The organism is Pseudarthrobacter sp. ATCC 49987 (assembly GCF_009928425.1).
Lineage (GTDB): Bacteria > Actinomycetota > Actinomycetes > Actinomycetales > Micrococcaceae > Arthrobacter.
This window is the reverse complement of the sequence record NZ_JAABNS010000001.1, coordinates 404923-425602: the sequence shown is the minus strand read 5'-3', so window position 1 is coordinate 425602 and position 20680 is coordinate 404923. Positions and strand designations below refer to the sequence as shown.

The 20680-nt window shown below is 60.1% G+C and carries 18 protein-coding genes and 1 pseudogene; 15 read left to right on the top strand and 4 right to left on the bottom strand.

Annotated features, from left to right (window positions below):
* Positions 1–129 precede the first annotated feature (129 nt).
* Positions 130–1659, top strand: coding sequence for a polysaccharide biosynthesis tyrosine autokinase (locus GXK59_RS02015; protein WP_160663967.1), 1530 nt, complete (start codon positions 130–132; stop codon positions 1657–1659).
* An 864-nt stretch (positions 1660–2523) separates the two neighbouring features.
* On the opposite strand, the gene GXK59_RS02010 is transcribed toward GXK59_RS02015, so the two are convergent.
* A complete protein-coding gene (locus tag GXK59_RS02010; RefSeq protein ID WP_160663965.1) occupies positions 2524–3297 on the bottom strand; it encodes an acylneuraminate cytidylyltransferase family protein in 774 nt (257 codons plus the stop codon).
* Positions 3298–3483: 186 nt separating this feature from the next.
* On the opposite strand from GXK59_RS02010, the pseudogene GXK59_RS20970 reads away from it, so the two are divergent.
* A pseudogene (locus tag GXK59_RS20970) lies at positions 3484–3780 on the top strand (PglD-related sugar-binding protein); the annotation flags it as partial.
* Here GXK59_RS20970 and GXK59_RS20560 read toward each other — a convergent pair.
* Positions 3781–4044 (bottom strand): hypothetical protein, encoded by a 264-nt coding sequence (locus tag GXK59_RS20560; RefSeq protein ID WP_237393751.1) that lies wholly within the window; start codon positions 4042–4044, stop codon positions 3781–3783.
* Between GXK59_RS20560 and GXK59_RS20965 the strand changes: the two genes are divergently transcribed.
* The 13 genes from GXK59_RS20965 to GXK59_RS01945 all read left to right on the top strand — a co-directional run bounded on the left by GXK59_RS20965 (position 3955) and on the right by GXK59_RS01945 (position 18907).
* Positions 3955–4254 carry a hypothetical protein gene (locus tag GXK59_RS20965; protein ID WP_443094301.1) on the top strand — a complete coding sequence of 100 codons (300 nt, stop codon included), beginning with the start codon at positions 3955–3957 and terminating at the stop codon, positions 4252–4254. The two genes, GXK59_RS20560 and GXK59_RS20965, sit on opposite strands and share 90 nt — an antisense overlap.
* On the top strand, positions 4251–5303 hold the full coding sequence (locus GXK59_RS02000) for an N-acetylneuraminate synthase family protein (protein WP_237393750.1): 1053 nt from the start codon (positions 4251–4253) through the stop codon (positions 5301–5303). Before GXK59_RS20965 ends, GXK59_RS02000 begins: the two co-directional genes overlap by 4 nt.
* Before the next feature lies 1 nt (position 5304).
* On the top strand, positions 5305–6465 hold the full coding sequence (neuC, locus tag GXK59_RS01995) for a UDP-N-acetylglucosamine 2-epimerase (protein ID WP_160663961.1): 1161 nt from the start codon (positions 5305–5307) through the stop codon (positions 6463–6465).
* A 4-nt stretch (positions 6466–6469) separates the two neighbouring features.
* A complete protein-coding gene (locus GXK59_RS01990) occupies positions 6470–7528 on the top strand; it encodes a sugar phosphate nucleotidyltransferase (RefSeq protein WP_160663959.1) in 1059 nt (352 codons plus the stop codon).
* A 5-nt stretch (positions 7529–7533) separates the two neighbouring features.
* Positions 7534–8541, top strand: coding sequence for an SDR family NAD(P)-dependent oxidoreductase (locus GXK59_RS01985; RefSeq protein WP_237393749.1), 1008 nt, complete (start codon positions 7534–7536; stop codon positions 8539–8541).
* Positions 8487–9713, top strand: coding sequence for an aminotransferase class I/II-fold pyridoxal phosphate-dependent enzyme (locus GXK59_RS01980; RefSeq protein WP_272927700.1), 1227 nt, complete (start codon positions 8487–8489; stop codon positions 9711–9713). Before GXK59_RS01985 ends, GXK59_RS01980 begins: the two co-directional genes overlap by 55 nt.
* Positions 9714–10352: 639 nt before the next feature.
* On the top strand, positions 10353–11108 hold the full coding sequence (locus tag GXK59_RS01975; RefSeq protein WP_160663953.1) for a WecB/TagA/CpsF family glycosyltransferase: 756 nt from the start codon (positions 10353–10355) through the stop codon (positions 11106–11108).
* A gap of 533 nt (positions 11109–11641) precedes the next feature.
* Entirely contained in the window at positions 11642–12202 is a 561-nt protein-coding gene (locus GXK59_RS01970) for a hypothetical protein (protein ID WP_160663951.1), read from the top strand.
* On the top strand, positions 12192–13622 hold the full coding sequence (locus tag GXK59_RS01965) for a lipopolysaccharide biosynthesis protein (RefSeq protein ID WP_337248052.1): 1431 nt from the start codon (positions 12192–12194) through the stop codon (positions 13620–13622). The genes GXK59_RS01970 and GXK59_RS01965 overlap by 11 nt, the downstream gene beginning before the upstream one ends.
* Positions 13623–14005: 383 nt before the next feature.
* Complete coding sequence (locus GXK59_RS01960; RefSeq protein WP_160663947.1) at positions 14006–15442, top strand: sugar transferase; 1437 nt, start codon at positions 14006–14008, stop codon at positions 15440–15442.
* Between the two features lie 207 nt (positions 15443–15649).
* Positions 15650–17416, top strand: a complete 1767-nt coding sequence (locus GXK59_RS01955; RefSeq protein ID WP_237393748.1) for a DUF4012 domain-containing protein — start codon at positions 15650–15652, stop codon at positions 17414–17416.
* 168 nt (positions 17417–17584) lie between these two features.
* A complete protein-coding gene (locus tag GXK59_RS01950) occupies positions 17585–18181 on the top strand; it encodes an LPXTG cell wall anchor domain-containing protein (protein ID WP_160663943.1) in 597 nt (198 codons plus the stop codon).
* Positions 18182–18475: 294 nt separating this feature from the next.
* Positions 18476–18907, top strand: a complete 432-nt coding sequence (locus tag GXK59_RS01945; RefSeq protein WP_160663941.1) for a VanZ family protein — start codon at positions 18476–18478, stop codon at positions 18905–18907.
* Here the strand turns inward: GXK59_RS01945 and galU are convergent.
* Both galU and GXK59_RS01935 read right to left on the bottom strand, forming a co-directional pair.
* A complete protein-coding gene (galU, locus tag GXK59_RS01940) occupies positions 18900–19790 on the bottom strand; it encodes a UTP--glucose-1-phosphate uridylyltransferase GalU (RefSeq protein WP_160663939.1) in 891 nt (296 codons plus the stop codon). The two genes, GXK59_RS01945 and galU, sit on opposite strands and share 8 nt — an antisense overlap.
* A 98-nt stretch (positions 19791–19888) precedes the next feature.
* Positions 19889–20668 carry an enoyl-CoA hydratase/isomerase family protein gene (locus tag GXK59_RS01935; protein ID WP_160663937.1) on the bottom strand — a complete coding sequence of 260 codons (780 nt, stop codon included), beginning with the start codon at positions 20666–20668 and terminating at the stop codon, positions 19889–19891.
* Between the last annotated feature and the right edge of the window lie 12 nt (positions 20669–20680).

Below are 20680 nucleotides of genomic sequence, written 5' to 3'. Positions count from 1 at the left end.
GGAGCGACGCGATGCAAACTTCCGCACGATCCGCCCGCGGGCCGGTACAGTTGACCGAGGCAAGAATCTTGCCGCACTGGTGGACCGCTGCAAGCAGCCCCCAGCGATTATCCCGGGGGGACCCAAGGTTTGGAACTTCACAACTATCTGCACATGCTACGCCGTAACTGGGTAATCATCACGGCGGCGACCTTGGTTGGGCTGTTGGTCGGCGGTCTCGCTTCTGCCCTGACCAAGCCAACCTACACAGCGGACACCCAGTTGTTCGTAGCCATTCAGGGCTCAGGCTCAATTCAGGAGCTGCAGCAAGGAAATACTTTCAGTCAAGCGCGTGTGCAGTCATATGTGAAGATCGTCGAGTCTCCGGCTGTTCTTCAACCTGTTATTGACACGCTTGGACTGTCTATAACAGCAAACGAGCTGGCGGGGCGCATAAAAGCCTCGTCCGATGCCAGTACTGTCCTGATCAACATCGCCGTAGACGACGGATCTCCAGTCCAAGCTGCTGGACTAGCGCAAGCCGTCGCCAACAGCCTCATCCAAGCAGTGGACTCACTCGAGAAGCCAAAGACTGGCGGATCTTCGCCTGTACGCCTATCGCTAACAAAACCGGCAGTGGCGCCCTCTAGTCCGGCCGCCCCGAACACTCATCTCAACCTGATTTTGGGATTACTTGTAGGACTTTCACTCGGTGTTGCTGCGGCTATTCTCCGGTCGACCCTGGACTCCCGCGTTCGCGGTGAAATCGAACTTCGACGCGTGACCGATGCTCCGCTGCTGGGCGTGGTTGCTTTTAGTCAGGACGCAACCAAGAAGCCGCTGCTGACTCAGGCTCCGGCACAAAGTCCCAGAGCGGAGTCATTTCGCCAGCTTCGGACGAACTTACAGTTCGCCAATGTATCCGGCAGGGCCACATCGGTGGTAGTAACTTCCTCGCTCCCTGGAGAGGGCAAGAGCACGACCGCCACGAATCTGGCGATAGCCCTAGCCCAGGCTGGTCAGACAGTTTGCTTAGTCGACGCCGATCTGCGACGTCCCATGATCAATGACTATTTGGGGCTCGACCGCAACGCAGGGCTAACCACAGCACTCGTTGGACTCGCGGATGTGAATGACCTGCTTCAGCAGTGGGGCGAAGACACTCTCTACGTTCTAACATCAGGCGAACTTCCGCCGAATCCTAGTGAACTACTGGGATCCGACGCAATGAAACAACTCGTGGAACGCCTTGATCAAGCCTTCGATATGGTGATCATCGATGCGCCTCCTCTGCTGCCGGTCACTGACGCCGCAGTGCTGTCCCGGCACGTCGGCGGTGTGATAGTCGTCGTCGGCGCACTCAAGACTAAACTTCACGATCTAGAGAAGTCGTTTAAGGCCCTGCAGATGGTTGATGCCAACCTTCTGGGAATTGTTCTCAATCGGGTGCCCGCCAAGGGGCCGGACGCCTATGCTTATGCCTACTACGGCCAAACCGACAATGCGGTTGATACAGCAGGTAGAGGTCAAGGGAAAAAAAACTCGACGGCATCGGAAGCCGCGTCTGCAGATGCCTGGCCAGTCGGCGACTTTAGGGCGACAATTCTCGAGGATCAGGAACGTCCACCGACGTCCTTTCCCGGATCGAAATCGGTGACTGGTAATTCATCCTGGAGATGACCATCAGAGTCTAGAGCAGTGCATAGGCTGAGTCGCTCTGGGTGCATCCGGCGGAAGCACCCTAGAAGCGTTCGGCTCTGGCGGGCAAGATTAGTTCTTACCGCACTAATGTCCTCTAACGGACCGGCAAGACGGGTTACAGACTTTGTGTGTGGGGTCGCTGCCCCCGGCGGCGGTGGCAATACGGACACCAGCCTGAATGTTGGGGTGACCTCAAGGGAATGTCTACATCACGACGAAAACCGGCCGCTGACGTAAGAGGATCGCCTGCGGCATCGGTGAGACATATACTCATTTGAAAGTCCGCGAGGCACTCTTTCCTTATGTCCTAAGCCAACGCCGACCTGCCACGGAAGCCCCGGGGGAAACTCGTCCAGATGGTCCTCAAGGCTGACCGAACCGGGGCCGGATCATGACGGTCCCCGGCAAGGCCAGCGATCTGGCCCCGAGTACTGGGTTCATCTGGGCATCAAGTAGCTCGGACGCATCCCGGACAGCGGACACCGCGCCCTCGAAGAGATCAAGGGACAACGGAAGCAACCGCAGCCTTCTAGCTGCGCCCACACCTTCAAATGTGGCCCTACCACTGGGGGCCATTTGCGGTCATGGCAGCCCACGGACTATCGCAAAACGGGACCCCGCCAGCACGTCGGACCCTTCCTGTAGTTAAACCCAACAGTCCGAGGGACAGGTTCGGGCCTGAAGGATGAGGTCCAAGGGAGATGCTCAAACGAAACAATATCGATGCTTAAGCCAACGTTCCTGGCCACAAAATTACGTGGCTGACGTGCTACCGCTAACAAGAACTGAATTCCCAATCCATCTCATGGGAACCAGCCCTCAATGTGCAGGGATGCTGCTTAATTAGCCCTGGAGACCAGATGCTGCGTCGTAGCCTGGCAATGGCGAGAGACCGGTCTTTACGGCCGCTTCGACCAGCCGGAACTCACTCTCATCATCGATGCTGAACGCTCGAAGTTCTGAAATTTCAATGTACCCGTGAGTTCCTTCGTCAAACCAGCTCGATTCCATTCTGCGGACGTACTGTGCCCACCAGACGTAAAAGCTTCCGTTGATTCGAAGAAAGCGGGGCACGTCCTGACGCCGGACAACACCGGTGCCCTCAGGGAAGTACCGTTCCAGTTCGTTGCTCTTCCCCCCCTTATGGCGAACTCCGACCCAGACGGGGTTAAAAGTTGGTTCGGACACCGCGATCACTCCGTCCAACCCGGAACTAGAGTTCAGCTGGGCTATGGCCTCAAGCACGCTTTCCGCGGTCCTGGTGGGGCTGGTGGGATCCAGTAGGAGGACCATGTCGTACTGGCAGTTATCCAAGTCCTCCATAGTCTCCAGCGCGTGGCGGAGCACAACCGTCATGGGGGCCGTGTCATTGGCCAGTGCGGCCGGACGAAGGAAGGGAACGTCGGCACCGGCAAGGGTGGCAGCAGCAGCTATCTCTGGGTCATCGGTGGAGACAATGTAACGAACGTTTGCACCCAGCTGAGCGGCCAGTGTGATGGTATGGGCAATCAGCGGCTTACCCATGAGGGGCCTGATATTCTTGCCCGGAAGTCCCTTGGAGCCTCCGCGCGCGGGAATGACCGCGAGAATTTTGGGTGTGCGAACTTTGTCACTCATTGGTTCTTGTGATCCTCAGGGTCCTATTTATTCGCTGGCAGGGGGACAGCTTTGTGGCAAGCATACTATCGGAGGCTATGACCTCCTTCTTGGGACGTTCGCGCAAACGAAGTCACCTTCAGACGTTTCCGAGTTGCATTAGCGTGTTTCGGGAGGTCCAAGCGCCCGCCTTGGACCTTTACCCATATGATGAAACGGTCACATGTCAACTCTATTCTCAAAGGCGCTGCGACTTATATGGATGGGCAAATCCAACAGAAAACGGCGTGGCTAATCATCGGCGCTTCCGGCCACGGACGCAGCGTGGCCGCCATAATCCGTGGCCGCGGCGAACGAATCGCCGCGGTCAGCGACCGATCCTTTGGTAAGACGGGAGCGCCCGAGGATGATCGGGACTTGGCCCCCGCCTTTGCGGGCCATGACGGCATCCTCCCGGTCTGTTTTGGGAATGACGTAGAGGCCCTGGATTACGCAGCGCGCCATTCACTCGCCATTGCCATCGGAATCGGCGACAACGCCGTCCGATCCAGGGTGGCCGACTCGATCCTTTTGGACTCTCGCTTCGCCGGACTGGCCGTTCCGCTTGTAGCCCGCAGCGCGACCGTAGACAGCACCGCAGTCCTCGGCGGCCTTAGCCAGGTCTGCGAGCACGCGCACGTGAGTGCGTTGGCCCGGATCGGCGATGCAGCGGTCATAAACACCAGCGCTGTCGTTGAACACGATGCGGTCGTTGGAGCCGGTGCTCACATTGCTCCGGGCGCCGTCTTGCTTGGGGCGGCAGTCACAGGACTCCAAGTGTTTCTGGGCTCCGGCGCCCGCATCCTGCCCGGCATCTCCGTCGGAGACTTCGCGGTGCTCGGGGCAGGTGCGGTGGCCACACGGCCGTTGGCCGGTATGACAACATATGTGGGAGTGCCCGCACAGCGACTTGTATCTACGAAAGGTCCAGCCAGTTGATTCATGACCCGATTTCCTCCTCCGTGGTTTTTGGCAGCCACCGCATCGGCCCTTCCGAGGAGATCTTCATCATTGCGGAGGCCGGCGTTAACCACGACGGTGATGTGGCCGTGGCCCATGAACTCATCGACCTGGCAGCTGATACGGGTGCAAACGCGGTCAAGTTCCAGACTTTCAAGCCGGAAGCTCTGGTCACCGGGTCCGCCGATACGACGCCGTACCAGAAGGCAGCAGGATTTTCGGAATCCCAGTCGGAGATGCTGGCCCGGCTCACCCTGCCCGAGTCCGCCTGGTCCGAACTGCGGGACCACAGTACGGAACGTGGCATCACGTTCCTTTCCACACCGTTCGACTACGACAGCGCCCTGATGCTGGCGGAACTGGGCGTGCCCGGGCTAAAGATCGGGTCCGGGGAGCTCACCAACACCCCATACCTGGCGGCGATCGCCGAGTTCGGCATCCCGATGATCGTGTCAACCGGCATGGGCACCCGCGAGGAAATCGCCGCGGCACTCGAGGCGACGGCCAACGCGCCGGCTACGGTATTGCTGCACTGTGTTTCCGCATACCCCGCACCCCTCGCGGAAGCCAACCTCCGTGCCATTCCTGCGTTGCGCAAGGAATTTGGCGTCGAGGTCGGATGGTCGGATCACACCCCGGGGTCAGTGACGGCCATCGCTGCCACCGCGCTCGGCTCCACGCTGCTTGAAAAACACATCACCATGGACAAGACGCGCAGAGGTCCGGATCATTCCGCATCCCTGGAGCGGGCAGAATTTACGGACTACGTGCGCCTTGTCCGGGAAGTGCACTTCGCGGTCGGGGACGGCAACAAACGACGCATGCCCAGTGAGGAAGCCAACGCGGCTCTGGTGCGCCGTTCCTTCCACGCCGTACGGGAGATCCCTGCTGGAGCCACAATCACGGCCGACGACGTCGCCATCCTGCGCCCCGAAGGCGGACTCTCACCTTCGGCCCTGGTCATCGGACGACAGACCAAACGCGCCATCGTCGCAGGCTCACCCGTCACTGCAGGGGACCTCGCCTGACATGAAAGTCCTTGCGTTCGCCGGCACCCGGGCGGATCTCTTTCCGCTGGGTCCGGTACTGGCAGCCCTGGCCGCCGACTCCAGCGTCCAGCTACATGTGGCCACGGCCGTCGGGTTCCCGAGCGGCACAGCGCTGTCTAGGCTAATAGAGGCTGGGCTGCCACCTGACACGTTCACCCATCACGAGCTGGGACTTTACTTGGAAAATCCGTCGGCGCATCGACAGTCGCTGATCGGCGGCGCGCTGTCCACCGCCATGGCGAAGCTGCTGCCCGAAGTGCAGCCGGACGCCGCCGTCGTACTAGGCGACCGCTGGGAACTGCTGTATGTGCTGCCGCCCATGGTGATCAACGGCATACGCCTGATCCACCTGCACGGTGGCGAGGTCACCGAGGGCTCCCTGGATGAGCGGGTCCGCCACGCAGTGACCAAGCTGGCGGACCAGCACTGCGTTAGCACAGCCCAAGCTGCTCGCAGGGTTGCCCAGCTGGGCGAATCCGCCGAGCGGATCCACCAGACCGGCGCTCCTGGCCTCGACCGATTCGCCCACCCTGTGCCGTTGAGCGACGACGAATTCCACGCTGAATTCGGCGTTCCGCTCGTGCAGCCACTGGTGATGGCCACATATCATCCGCCGACCGCCGAAACGGGAACGGACGCCGGCGAGCGTTGCCGCGAGGTCTTCGAGGAAACCCTCGCCCAAGCCGGCACCGCCATCCTTACGTACCCAGGTTTCGACGCCGGCCGGGAGGACATAATTGCAGTCCTCGAGGAGATCCAGAGCCGGAACCTCCCTGGCGTAGTCGTGCGCGAGAGCCTCGGGCCGCTCTACCCCCGCGTCATGGCCACGGTGCGGGCGCTGGTCGGGAATTCGTCTTCAGGGATCCTCGAGGCGGCGTCGTTCCAGGTGCCTGTGGTGAACGTCGGCGACCGACAGCAGGGCCGCGAGCATGGGGCCAATGTGTTGCACTGTCGGGAAGAACCAAACGCATTGCACGCCAGTATCGAGAAGGCCCTGAGTCCGCAGTTCCAAATGATGTGCCAAAGCGTGATCAACCCGTATGGGAGTTCCCGCTCGGCTGCGCCAATCGAACGAGTGATTGTGGGTAGCCATGCCACGGGACTGATCAAGACCTTTGTTGACCTACCGGTGGAGAGTTGAATCCATGACCATTAATGGACCCCTGAGCAGCGTCTGCGTGGGACCTGAAGCCACCGTTCGCCATGCATTGGAAGCAATAGACCGTGGTGCTTCAGCGATTGCGCTCGTCACCAACGAGGACGGCCGCCTCCGCGGGGTCATCACAGACGGCGACGTCCGACGCGGGCTGCTGAGCGGAGCGCAACTCGACTCCCCGATGATCCCATTTGCGAACTGCAACCCACATGTGGTCCGCCCGGAGGCAACCCGTGCCTCGGTGCTGGACCTGATGCGTAGCCTGCGCATTAGTGAGGTGCCGGTCGTTGACGCGTCCGGAACACTCGTGGGGCTTCACACACTTAATGACATCGTCGGTCGCAAGCTGCTGAGCAACGTCGCTGTGATCATGGCCGGGGGCAAGGGGACCAGGCTTGGTTCCTTGACCAAAGACACTCCAAAACCGCTGATGAAGGTGGCCGACCGCACTATCATCGAGTGGATCATCCTCGGCCTGGTCGAGTCCGGAATCACCAACATCTACGTCTCCGTCGCGCACCTAGCGGCGAAAATCACGAACCACCTCGGTGACGGCTCCCAGCTCGGCTGCAAGATCAGATACCTTTACGAGGATCCCGAGACGCCCCTAAACACCGCGGGAGCACTCAGCCTCCTGCACCACGAAATGCCTGATATCAAGGAGCCGATCATCGTGACGAACGCGGACCTGATGGTCCGCTACTCCGCGGCGGACCTCCTGGCTTTCCACAGTTCCAAGCACGCCGCCGTAACCGTCGCGGTGCGTGCCTACACACACCAAGTGCCTTTCGGCGTGCTGGAGATCGGCGAAGGCCGGTCGATCAGATCAGTGGCGGAGAAGCCGATTGTCGAATTCGAAATCAGCACCGGAATCTACGCCGTTTCGCCCGAGGCTCTGGCCATGGTGCCGTACATGGAACCGTTCTCCATGCCGGAATTGGTCAAGGCCTGCATAGACGACACTAAGAACGTGGCCGCATGGCCCATTGAGTCCGACTGGATCGATGTCGGAACTCCCAAAGATCTAGCAACAGCGAAAGGCCAGTGATATCCGTGAACTACCAGGACATTAAGGGCAAGACAGTGGTCGTTACCGGCGCCGATGGCTTCATCGGCAGCCATGTCACCCAGCGACTCATCGCAGAGGGTGCCAATGTCCGGGCCCTGTGCGTGTACAACTCCAACGGTTCCTACGGCTGGCTGGACGAGCTGAGCCCGGCCGAACGCGACGCCGTGGACCTGCAGCTGGGCGATATACGAGACGCGGAATTCGTTTCGGATCTGGTCAGGGGCTCCGACGTCGTCCTCCACTTGGCCGCTCTGATCGCCATCCCGTACTCTTACCAAGCGCCCCGCTCCTACGTAGAGACGAACGTCGTCGGGACGCTCAACGTTCTCGAAGGTGTGCGCCGGCACGACGTCGGACGGCTGGTCAGCACCTCCACGTCCGAGGTTTACGGGACCCCTACAACCGTCCCGATCACGGTCGACAACGAACTCCGTGGCCAGTCGCCGTACAGCGCAACGAAGATCGCTGCCGACAAGCTCTGCGAGGCCTGGGCCAGCTCCTTCGAGACGCCGGTTATGGTCCTGCGCCCGTTCAATACCTACGGACCCCGCCAGTCCGCCCGTGCAGTCATCCCCACCGTCCTCCAGCAGATGGTTGCCGGCGCCGAGAAGATCCACCTCGGCTCTCTGGCTCCCCGCCGCGACTTTACTTTTGTCTCCGACACCGCTGATGGCTTCTTCAAAGCTGCAACCGCGGACATCCCCCTTCAGGGCCAGGTTATCCAGCTCGGTACCGGCTACGACGTCACCATCGGTGAACTAGTAGAAATGTCCGCGAAAGTCACCGGCTCAACGGCCAAAATCATTACGCAGGACGAGAGAGTGCGTCCCGAAGCCAGCGAGGTCATGCGCCTGCTTTCGGACCCCTCCCAAGCACTCGCGGAACTCGGATGGACACCCCAAATCAGTCTTGAGGACGGTCTACGCAGGACGGCTGAGTGGATCCAGACCCGGGGCGTCGACGCGTCGGCAGCCGCAACATACTCCCGCTAACACCGCCAGAAAGGCACACCTTGACGCGAGTCCCCCTAGCCATTCCCAACATCGGAGCCCGCGAGGCGGAACTGATGAACGAAGCCATCAGCTCTGGCTTCGTCTCCTCCGTGGGGAAATTCGTGATTGAGTTCGAAAACCGCTTCGCCGAATACGTCGGCGCCAGGCATGCCGTCGCCTGTGCTTCGGGTACGGCCGCGCTGCATATCGCTATGCGGCTGGCCAATATTCAGCCGGGGGACATGGTAGCCGTCTCGGACTTCACCTTCATGGCGAGCTCGAACGCCGCATCTTACCAGTTTGCGGAACTGCTGCTAGTCGACTCTGAGGCAGAGTCATGGTGCATGGACGTCGATCTGCTCCGCAAAGAACTGGAGCGCCGAGCGGCTGCGGGTGAGAAGCTCCCGAAGGCCATCGAAATTGTTCACATCTTAGGCCAGCCTGCCAACGTCGCGGCGGCGGTGGAACTTGCCCGCGAGTACGGAATCATCGTGATCGAGGACGCCGCCGAGGCGCTAGGGGCAACGTGGACGTCCGGCCCGCTGGCCGGCAGGCACGTGGGTACCGTGGGCGATATGGGCGCTTTCTCGTTCAACGGAAACAAGATCATGACCACCGGCGGCGGCGGCATGTTCACCACCGACGATGAGGATCTGGCCCGCCGCGCCAAGCACCTTTCGACCCAAGCCCGGCTCCCGGACCGTGGGTACCTGCACGACGATATCGGCTTCAACTACCGGCTGACCAACATCGCTGCCGCGCTTGGCGTCGCCCAGCTTGAACGCCTCGACGATTTCGTTGCCGCCAAGCGAGCAGTTGCCGAGCGCTACAACATTGCTTTCGCCAGAACGGCCATTCAGACGCCTCCCACCCTCCCAGGACAGGAGTCAACCTACTGGCTGTATTCGATCCAGGTTCCGGCCGACCGCGGACCGGCTGCCCGCGACGAGCTTCAGGATTTCCTTGAAGAGGCCGGGATTGAATCTAGGTCGCTGTGGCGGCCCTTGCACATGCAGCAGCCGCTCAAGGACGAACCCGTGGTCGGCGGAGTCGTCGGCGAAGATCTTTTCGCCCGAGGTCTGTCTCTCCCGTGTTCGACGGAGCTCACGGAGGCTGACCAGCAGCGTGTAATCGACCGAGTACACGAATGGCTGCAGCTCGAATGTAACTAGTATCGTCGGGACGCCCAAACGCGAAACTCATGAGAGAAGACTTGGTCATCCTTTCCTAAACTCAAACGATGGCTCTCGCCGGTCCGATACTTCTCGCTGATGACACTGCCGTCGCCATTCAACCAAGCGCCATTATTGGGCAGCCCATTGACGAAAAGCACGGACGTGTTCCAATTTGACACCAGTCAGCTGGCGCGCCCGGCGGCGCATGACAGCCGAGCCTTCTTGCCTTGGTAGAATCCTTTCAGATCCGATACCGGCTACTTGGGGGGCTTCAAGCTGGCAATGGCTACTTCTTCTGTGCTGTCCGAGACACGATGGGGCGGCTTCGGTGTGCGTCACCATAAGGCAGCTCTCGCTCATTTTGAGCGACCAGGGTCGGTACCGGATAGCCACGTCGTTAGACGTCAACGGCTTGATTCGCTTCACGCCACATTCCGATTCGCAACGCGAAGATTTCATGCTCTCAAGCGCCGCATGCGCAATACTTCCCTCACTAATAGGAGATGAAATGCACAAACTTGGCCATGCAAATCAGATCCCACCTCGTGAAACTCGATTCATTCAAAGTCCACTCACTCGTCAAGAAGGTACCAAATGGAGTCGCTAGAGCTGCAACCTGAAGTGAGACTGAGGTACGTGGCAATTTCCGAATCTGCGCGTGTGGCAGACGCCAATCGGTCTTCTATCGTTGAGGACGCTGCTGCAGCGTTTACCGAAGCCCGCGCTACTGGAATAGCCAAGATCGCCACAGCCCTTCATGTTGGCGGACTGAACTCACTGGCAACACATGGGTTCATTGCTGCCCTGCAACGTGCCCGGCTGGTCTATGCAGACGGAATAGCAGTGGTCATGCTAGGCAAGCTGGCCGGCGGCGCGGATATTCAGCGTGCAGCCACCACGGACATAGGGGTTCCCGTTATTGAGGCTATTGGCAGTCTGGTCGGTCGGCCCGTTCGGTTGGCCTTAGTCGGCGGAAAGGCCGGCCTTGCCGAGGCAGCCGGGTCGAGTCTCGAAGAGACTGGGTACGGAGAAGTCGTTTTTGCAACCGACGGCTACAAAGATGACGACCATTGGGAGGCAGTACTGGCCGAATTGCGAAGTGTAAATCCAGATATTGTACTTCTTGGATTAGGCTCACCCCACGAGTTGGTTTTTGCTGATCGCAACCTACATGCTCTGCCTCCCGCGCTGGTCATGACATGTGGAGGATGGTTCGGTTTTCTTGCGGGCGAAGAGCGGCGCGCCCCAGCAGTTTTGCGCGTTTTAGGTGTTGAATGGATCGGCCGCCTGGCGCAGGATCCTCGCCGCCTCGCGTCCCGGTACGGCAAAGGAGTCTTCGTCAGCATTTCAATGGCCGTGAAGATCGTGTCCAAGAGACTCGGCGCTCTATGAACTTGAACGAGCCCCGAGTCATTTTTGTCGTGGGCAATGGCATTCAGCAGGAGAATGCCCTCGCCGTTGCTGGACATATTTCATCGATTGGGGTTAGGTATCTGAATCTGTGGACGGGATCCCTCCACGATTCGCCCGTTAGTTTTACCGGCCACTCCCCCGACGTCTCGTTGAGGCGAGTAAGCGCCACACTGCTAAGGTCCCCTATTGCGTCGACGGACATAACGGTGCTGCCCCAGGACGTCGGCCTACTCCAGCGGCTCCTGGCCCGACAGGCGAAGCGAGCCGGCAGTACGGTCATTCTGATGCCCGACGGCGTCGCGGCCAGAGGCGCAAATGCGAATGGATCCTGGGCCAGGGTCTTTGCCAGGACAGTCCTCGACGCTGGCCTCAGGCTCTCCGGTCTAGTGGAAGGGTCTGCGGGAAAGATGGGGAGTTCCAGTCCCCATATAGTTCTCAGCTGGGGGCCTGGGTGGGATGCTGCCTTTTCCGTGGGAGATGGTTCTCAGTTCCGGCACACGGGCTGTCCACGCATGGATAAGTATGCGATGATAACTGCGGCTGAGACCAAGCCTATAAAATTGTTAGTCTGCAGCCAACCGCTCGGCATCCCTGCGTGGTCAAGACGATATGCGCCCCAGTGGTATGCGTTCCTCGAATCGCTACTCGACCAGGACATTGAGGGCTGTATGGTTCGGGTTCGACTTCATCCGGCCGAAGTATATGATTCCGCCATCCCCGCGCGTCTGCGAACTGCACATATCGCTCACCCATTGGAGGCTGACATTGAATGGGCATCTCACGTGGCATCGCCATTCTCGACCGTTCTGGTGGAAGCTTTGGCGGCCGATCGCACATTCTTTGCACTCAGCGCCGACGATGCTTTTGATAAGCAGGCGCAAAGAACGCCATTTTTCGCCGATAGGCGTATTTCCGTTGCGCGCTGGAATAAAGCAGATATTATGATGAAAATTCCCGGCCTAGCCGGGCCTTCGGCGCTCGCTCGTGATTATCTATGTAATATCGGCTCTTCTGCCCGGGTGACCGCGAATGCTTTAGAATCTCTCGCCAGCGAGTACACAAGTGGCGAGTAAGAAACGTCCCCACTTTGCAGTGTCGAGTCTGTCATACGTTTTTAGTTTGGCGGCGCAGCGCGGCCTCCCATTCTTGGCGTTGCCTATTGTTTCGCGCGCGACGACACAATTCGAATACGGTGCGGCATCTCTAGCAATTTCAGTAGGCTCCGTATTGAGCGTCATAATGACGCTCGGTATTAATGCGGCGATGCCCCGGCTCTATGCTCAGCCCCGCCTGAATTCCGACCGTGCGGCTTGGGTTAGCCTCGTCGTTGTTCAAATCTCTTTCGCCGTCGTGCTACTAGCCGCAACTGGCTGTGGAACGCTAATAATTGGCCCGCGCATTTTTGGCCCTCAATTCAATGCGCTTGTGACGCCTACACTGTTTCTGGCCGTTATTTCTTCAATACAAATGACCTATCAGGGTCTCGCCATCGCTCGGGGGGCGAGCTCACGCCTGTTGGCCGCAACCCTGCTCCAGCTGGTTTTAGGCTTGACTTTAGCTCAAGTGCTGTCAGAGGCGTTTGGAGGCGCGGGCTACATCTACGCGCTCGTAATCTCGTCGACTGCAGCCACCGCGATGCTAATTGCGTTTCGTCACCCGAAACCGGACTGGGACGTCTTCGGTGTCCGATCGGGGTTGCGTCTGGCCGTTCCCTTCATAGGGCAAGGTCTGTCCACGTGGCTTCTGGCACTCTTCGATAGAATTGTCATCGGAGTAATCCTCGGCGCCACGCAGGTGGGCGGCTACCAAGTAGCTTATATGGCCGGGAGCATGATTGGAATGATTCTCGAGGGACTGCAGGCCGCTTGGGCTCCTCGTTTTCATAGGTCAAGAAATAAAGAGAAGAAAGAAGTCCTCGTAAAATTGCTTTCGCCAAGTCTCTGGCTGACCTCCTGCATGGTGCTGCTCCTGGTAAGTGTCGCACCTATTATTCTGCCCCTCGCGGCTCCGTCTTATGCGATCGATTACGTTCTGGTTTCACTTGTAGCCCTATCAGCCCTCCCCCGGGCAATTTACTTTGTGGCCATCGCCGGTCTACTAAATGAAGGTCGTTCAACCGCCGTCATGATGTCAACGATGGTCAGCGCTGCCTTTACTGTTGTGACGGCCTTGCTCCTAATTCCCTCTCTTGGCATCATCGGTGGCGGCATTGTGACTTTAGCTGCTTTTATGATTCAATCGCTAATTGTCTCACAGAGGGCTTTCGCATGGAGTCTCCGGCGGACCGCCGGCTTGGTTTTCTTTCCTGCTCTTGCTACTTCTATAGTTGCGGGAATAGTAGTGCTAATTTCAACACTAGGTTTTCGCGGCAGCATCCTCACCACTATCTTCTTGGTTTTTCCTGTGGCCTTCGCTAGCTTGAAAGCACTGAGGGTATTTACTGTTGTGTTGAATAGTTGGCAAGAAGAATTAGCACCCAGAGTGTTGAGTTGACAGTAGTGGTCAACCCATGCCCGATGCCAGCTGCCGAAAACCAACCACATCGACAGGCTCCCCCGCTCCGAACGCGAACAGCCGATGAAAGTTCCCAGAATTCGCGATGCGAAATCACTGTTCGCGTCGTGAGCATCTTGGGAAGGTATTGCGGCCCTTCATGCGAAGGGCCGGTATTGCTCGCGGCCTGCAAGACTGAGGTGACCAGCACGCGACCATTCTGCGAATCTCAGCGCCTGGAACCTCAGTCGAGCCGTCCGCTGGTGCACGCGAGCAGAACACGCTCCGGCTATTGTTGTACACGACTACTCAGTAAGCCTGTTGAACTCGTTCTCCACGCTAAAGTCGATGAGTAGTCATGACTTGGAATTGGGGGAAATCTGATGCCTGCGGGCACTGATTGGCGAGCACGATCCTCACGCCGTTTGCGAATTGTGGACGCTTTTGTCGTGGTTTGGGCTGTGGCTGGGGCGTTCACCATTCGATTCGGTGTTGAACCGAACTTCTTGGTCGCTGGGCAGGAACCTAATTACGCTTGGCTCTCCGTGGCGCTGGCTGTCGTCTGGTGGCTCATGCTTGGTGCCTGGAACAGCCGACAGCCTCGAGTTCTTGGGGCTGGTCCCGACGAGTACAAGCGCGTCGCGGCAGCCTCACTCTGGCTTTTTGGGCTTATCGCCATCGTTTCCTACGTCCTCCACATCGATACCGCACGAGGCTATGTTGGGGTTGCGCTTCCGGTAGGGGTGGTGGGGCTACTGCTCGGCCGCTGGCTTGTTCGACAGCACCTCAATGTCACCCGTCAGAGCGGCCACAGCATGTCACGTCTGCTCATTTTGGGAGGTCCCAGCGCCGTGGCCCACCTGTCAGCCTCCCTCGTCCGAGCCAAGCATGCGGGATATCTACCGATTGCGGCCTATACGCCAGGTACACACACGGACACCGGAATCGAACCGGAGTCCGGATTACCAGTGTTGGGCAGCACCCCGGATGTGCGCACCATTATCGCTTCAATCGACGCGTGCGGCGCTGATGCCGTAGCCGTGTCCGCTGGAGTCCAGCTGCATCCCCAAACGCTTCGGCACTTGGGCTGGGAACTGGCCTCCCGCAACGTCGGATTGATCATGGCGCCAGCTTTAACTGACATCGCAGGACCTCGAATTCACACTCAACAGGTTGCGGGGCTACCCCTGATTCATGTTACAACGCCGACCCTGGATGGCGGTCAGGGTGTCGCAAAGCGTCTGTTCGACGTTCTAGCGTCAGCGCTAATCATCGTCATCGCTTCGCCTGCCATGTTGACGGTGGCTTTGCTCATAAGAATGGAAAGCCGGGGTTCGGTCCTCTTCAAGCAACAACGAGTAGGGATGGAGGGGCAGCGTTTCGAAATGCTGAAATTCAGGTCCATGGTTGTCGACGCTGAGCAACGGCTGACTGAGCTAGCGGAGCTTAGCGACGGAGACGGACTTCTGTTCAAGATGAAGAACGATCCTCGCGTCACTCGCGTGGGGAAGTTCATCAGGAGGTTCAGCTTGGACGAGCTTCCCCAACTGTTCAACGTCTTCATTGGCTCCATGAGTCTCGTCGGACCGCGCCCGCCTTTACCATCCGAAGTCGCAGCGTATGAGCATGACGTTCGTCGCCGGCTATTGGTCAAGCCCGGTCTCACTGGGCTATGGCAGGTTAGCGGGCGCTCGAATCTATCCTGGCAGGACTCAGTCAGGCTCGACCTCTACTACGTGGAGAACTGGTCCCTCGCTGGAGATCTAATGATCCTGCTGAAGACTTTTCGGGCCGTATTTCGTGGCGCAGGCGCTTACTAAGGCGAATGGCGCTGCCAACAGTCCTCCAAAAGGAAAAAATGCTCATACCAACCATCAGTAACTTTGGATTGAGGGCTTCAGGCAATGGAGAATTTTAATGCGCCCACCGGGGCCGCACTCAAAACCAATGGGCAACCTAGGCGCACCGAGTCAACTTCTGGCGGGGAGTCGCAGCGCCGCCGCATCCTAAGTGCTTCATTGGGGCTGGTGCTCACGGCAGTCCTCACTGTGGCTTCAGCGGCTTGGCTGAGCACGCGGGCCACCATCATTAAGGATGAACTGGATGCAACCACCCACCTCATCTCCGAACTCAAAGACAATATTGCTGCCGACAGGCCACAAGAGGCGGCTGCTACTTCGGAAAAACTTCGAGCCCACACGGCCGCGGCCCGCCAGGCAGCCGGGGATCCGCTTTGGACTCTAGCCGCTTCTACCCCGTGGATCGGAGCCAATTTCAGCGCCGTCGCTGAAGTTGCCCGTTCAGCCGACGATGTCTCCACACTGGGTGTTGCCCCGCTGGTGAAAGTGTTCGAATCCCTCAATTGGGACAGCCTGCTGCCAGGCAGCGGGGGAACAGACCTCGGGCCCATCCACGCCGCCTCCCCCAGTGTTTCGGCCGCAGCCCACGCCGTCCGGGCCTCTGCCGAACGGCTGGGCAACATCGATGCCGACAGTCTCTGGCCGCAAGTAGCTGAACCGCTGACGCGCGCCCGGGAGCAGCTGCAGGCCGTGACCGGAGCCCTGGATGCCACGGCGAGCGTCGCAGATGTCGCGCCCGGCATGTTGGGATCCGACGGGCAACGGAACTATCTGCTCATGATCCAGAACAACGCTGAGTCCCGGGCCTCGGGAGGCATTCCCGGAGCGCTGGCGGTTCTCACGCTGGACAAGGGCAAGCTGACGCTGGGTGCGCAGAGCAGCGCAGCCGAGGTGGGGATCATGTCCCCGACGTTCCCGGTGGATCCGGAGCAGCAGCAGATCTACTCCCCGCGTTTGGGCATGTACATGCAGGACGTCAACCTGACGCCGGACTTCCCCACCGCGGCCAGCACGGCGCAGGCCATGTGGGAGAAAAAGACCGGCCAGCACGTGGACGGCGTGATTTCCTTGGACCCCGTCGCTCTGGGTTACGTCCTGGACGCGACCGGGCCGGTAAAGATCCGCAGTCCAGAATTGCTCGCGTTGACCAAGACCGGCCTCCCGGCTGAGCTGAACGGCAAGAATGTTGTCGCGACTCTCCTTTCGGACGTTTATGCCAAGATCGAACGGCCCCAACTCCAGGACCTGTACTTCGCTGGCGTGGCAAAGGAAATCTTCGCCGCCCTTTCGAGCGGAACGGGCGAAGCCAAGGGTCTGATCGAAAGCCTCTCGCGCGGAACGGCAGAGGGCCGGGTCCTCGTCTGGTCCGGCACAAGCGCTGAACAAGACATCATCGCGAAGTATCCCCTCAGCGGCTCAATCGCCGGCCCCAGCAACTCCCCCGCTCAGTTCGGCGTCTACTTCAACGACGGCACCGGCGCCAAAATGGACTATTACGTCAAACGGACTGTGCAACTCGTGGAGGAATGCACGGGTGACGGCTACCGGCAGGTCAAGGTGCGCATCACGAGCACCAATGCCGCCCCAGCAGACGCAGCCGCATCCCTTCCCGAGTACGTAACTGGAGGCGGTGCCTTTGGAGTGCGGGCTGGCTCTGTCCGCACCAATGTGATCGCCTACGGCCCCACCCAAGCTGATGTGGAAACTGCCCTCGTTGACGGCAAGAAGGCGAACTTCTCCGCCCAACACCACGCCAATCGGCCGGTGGGCACGCTAACAGTCACGCTGGCTCCTGGCCAAAGCAGTGAAGTGGAATTCACCTTCGGAAAAATCGTCCAGCACACCGACCCTACAGTGGTTGTGACGCCCACGGTCCAGGCTCTCAAAGAGGTCATTCTGCCCCCGGAGAACGCTGGGTGCGGTGCGTCAAAGTAACCGTTGAGTAAACAGTTGGTAAAGTAACTTGCGTAACTTTGGTAACACAGGTTCCAGATGCTAGTGTCTGCAAGGACTTAACTTATGAGATTTCATCCTGGGACCATTCGTGGACCCGAAATCTCCACCATTGACGTAACACGCGTATTTACGGTCTCAGGGGGACACATGAAGAAATCACTTGCAGCAATCGCGCTTGCCGGATCCATAGCAATGGTTGGTGCGGTTCCGGCCATGGCAGCCAACACCTACCCGGCACCGGTAACGGAGGGCACTGTCTCCGACGGAACCGTAGCCCCGGGCGAAACCTTTACTTTCTCCGGCTCGGGCTTCACCGCTGGCGAATCCATCACCGTCACGGTCACCCTCACCGGTGCTCCGCAGGCCTCGAGCGGCGGTTTCGGCGGTGGTGTCAGCATGGCTGTCCCCGCCAAGATCAACCTGCCGCTCGCAACGCAGACCTTCAGCACCAAGGCTGACGCCAACGGCAACTTCGCGTTCCCGGTCAGCATCAGCGAAGCCGGTACCTACACCCTGACCGCAACCGGACAGACCTCCGGCAAGACCGTGACCGCCACGGTGAAGGTCTCCGGCGCGGCAGTCGGCACCAGCCTTGCAGACACGGGCAACGGAACCGCACTGGCCAACACCGGCGCAGACACCAGCCTGCTCCTCTGGTCCTTGGTGGGCGGCGGCGCCCTCGCAGCCGGCATCACCTCGGTAGTTGTGGTTCGCCGCCGTGCCAAGGCACCGGTAGCAGCCTAAGCATTACCCCAACGAAGGGTGGCTGTTTCTGTGAAGTCCCGCAGAAACAGCCACCCTTCGTTTTGTTTTAAGGCAGCGCCCACTGCTGCGGCGGACCTGTGATATCTATGGGAAGTATGGGGAGACATTGGCGGACCAGACGGCACCTGCCTCGGCTGTCCCTTCCCCCGTTTCCGCGGTTCTCCCTCGGTGGATTTCCGTGGGCCGCACTCCCCTACCTTGCACTGGGATTGCTCGCCGTAGTTTCCCTTGGCGTTGCCGTCCTGGCGTTGGCCAGAACAGCCTGAGCCGCGGATGACGACTCCTAGGCCCATAGCATTGTGGGGATGGCTCTTAGCCGGGTATCTGGCAGTCCTGGCCCTCATTGGCTTCTGGCCGACGCCCGTGGATGCCCCGGCACAGGGCGTGCTGGCCGACGTACTCTCACGTTTGCACTCAGCGGGAGTACCGGGTTGGTTCAGCTACGGCACCGTGGAAGCAACGGCGAACGTGCTTCTTTTTGTTCCCTTGGGGCTCGCCGCGACGCTTGGCTTAGGCTCCAACTGGCGGCAAACCGTGGTTCTGGGCGCACTGGCCTCAGCATGCATGGAGCTGGGCCAGCTGCTGTTCCTCCAGCACCGTTTCCCGAGCCTTATTGACGTCGCCACAAACACCTTCGGAACGCTGTTGGGTTTCCTCCTGGCCAGGACATTTATGTACCGGCGCAATGACGTGGTGGTCAGCTGACGAACGCCTTCATCCAGGCCTTGAGCTCCTCGCCGAATTCGACCCGTTCGGCGGCGATGGAGATGACCGCCTTGAGGTAGCTCAGCTTGTCGCCGGTGTCATAGCGGCGGCCTTTGAAGACCACCCCGTACACACCCCCGCCTTGGCAGTCCGACGTGGCAAGCGTCTGCAGGGCATCGGTGAGCTGGATTTCCCCGCCGCGGCCGGGCTCTGTCTCCTCCAGCACGTCGAAGACCGCCGGGTGGAGCACGTAGCGGCCAATGACGGCCAGGTTCGAGGGGGCATCGGCGATGGACGGCTTTTCCACGAGCCGGTTGACGCGCACGTGGCCCTCGCCGTCGACGGCTGAAACATCGGCGCAGCCATAGGCGCTGATCTCTGCAGGATCCACCTCAATCAGGGCGACCACCGAGCCGCCGGTCCGGGCCTGCACCTCGATCATGGTGCTCAGCAGCTCATCGCGTTCGTCGATCAGGTCATCGCCGAGCAGCACAGCGAACGGCTCGTCACCGATATGCTGGCGGGCGCACAGGACAGCGTGGCCCAGTCCCTTCGGGTCCCCCTGGCGCACGTAGTAGAGGGGCCCCAGGGAAGAAGCGTGCTGGACGGCTTCGAGTTTCTCAAGATCGCCCTTGAGTTCCAGGGCGCGTTCCAGGCTGGGCTCACGGTCGAAGTGGTCCTCGAGCGCACGCTTCTGCCGGCCGGTAATCATCAGCAGGTCGGTCAGGCCGGCACGGACGGCCTCCTCGACAACGTACTGGATGGCCGGCTGGTCGACCACCGGCAGCATTTCCTTGGGCATCGCTTTGGTGGCGGGCAGGAACCGTGTTCCCAGTCCGGCGGCAGGAATGACAGCTTTAGTTACTGGTTTCCCCAAAGTCATAACCGAACCTTACAAGGGCACCTTCGAAATGAGAATGGCTGGCCTGAAAGACAAGTAGCGAGACAACTTGGTCCCGCGTAGCCCGTACTCTGGTGCCGTTAGCCCTTGAAGACCGGCTTGCGCTTCTCCTGGAAGGCCTGGAATCCCTCGGCGTAGTCCGCGGTCTGGCAGAGGCGTGCCTGCTCGGCATTCTCTTCCTCCATGGACTCCCAGAGGCCCAGGCGCTGGTCCCGGATGTGCGCCACGAGTTCCTTGCTGGCCGTGAACGCACTGGTGGCGCCGGCGGCGGCCTTGGCAACGATGGCGCGGGTGTTCTCCAGGAGATCCGCTGCGGGCATGGCCCGGCTGAACATTCCCTGCGCCACGGCGTCCGCCCCGCTCATGAGCTCGGCCGTGTAAATCAGGTCCAGGGTCCGGTGCATCCCGAGGCGTTCGGTGAAGTACCAGTGGCCGCCGGAATCGAGTGTGGCACCCAGGTTCGCGAAGGGCGAGCCAAACTTGGCGTTCTCCGCCACGTAGACCACATCCGTCGCCAGCAACAGCCCCAGCCCGACGCCCAGGCAGGCGCCCTGGGCCGCCGCGAAGGTGGGGGCCGGGAAAGCGCTCATCTTCTTGAGCAGCGGCCGCAGGAGCCCGCCCAGGTACCCCTGGACGTCGTCCGTCTCCGGCGTGACGCCGGCGATGTCCCGGCCCGCGCAGAAGGCGCGGCCCTCTCCCCGCAGCAGCAGCGCCCGGACCTCGCCGCGCGAGGCGGCGGCAGCGGCGTCGTCGTACGCCCGTGACAGATCCCGGAGGGCCTGCTCGTCCAGCGAGTTGAGCTTGTGGGGGGCGTCAAGGACGATCTCGGCGACGCCGTCGGCGATGGAGAGGGAAATCATGGGGCTCCTGGG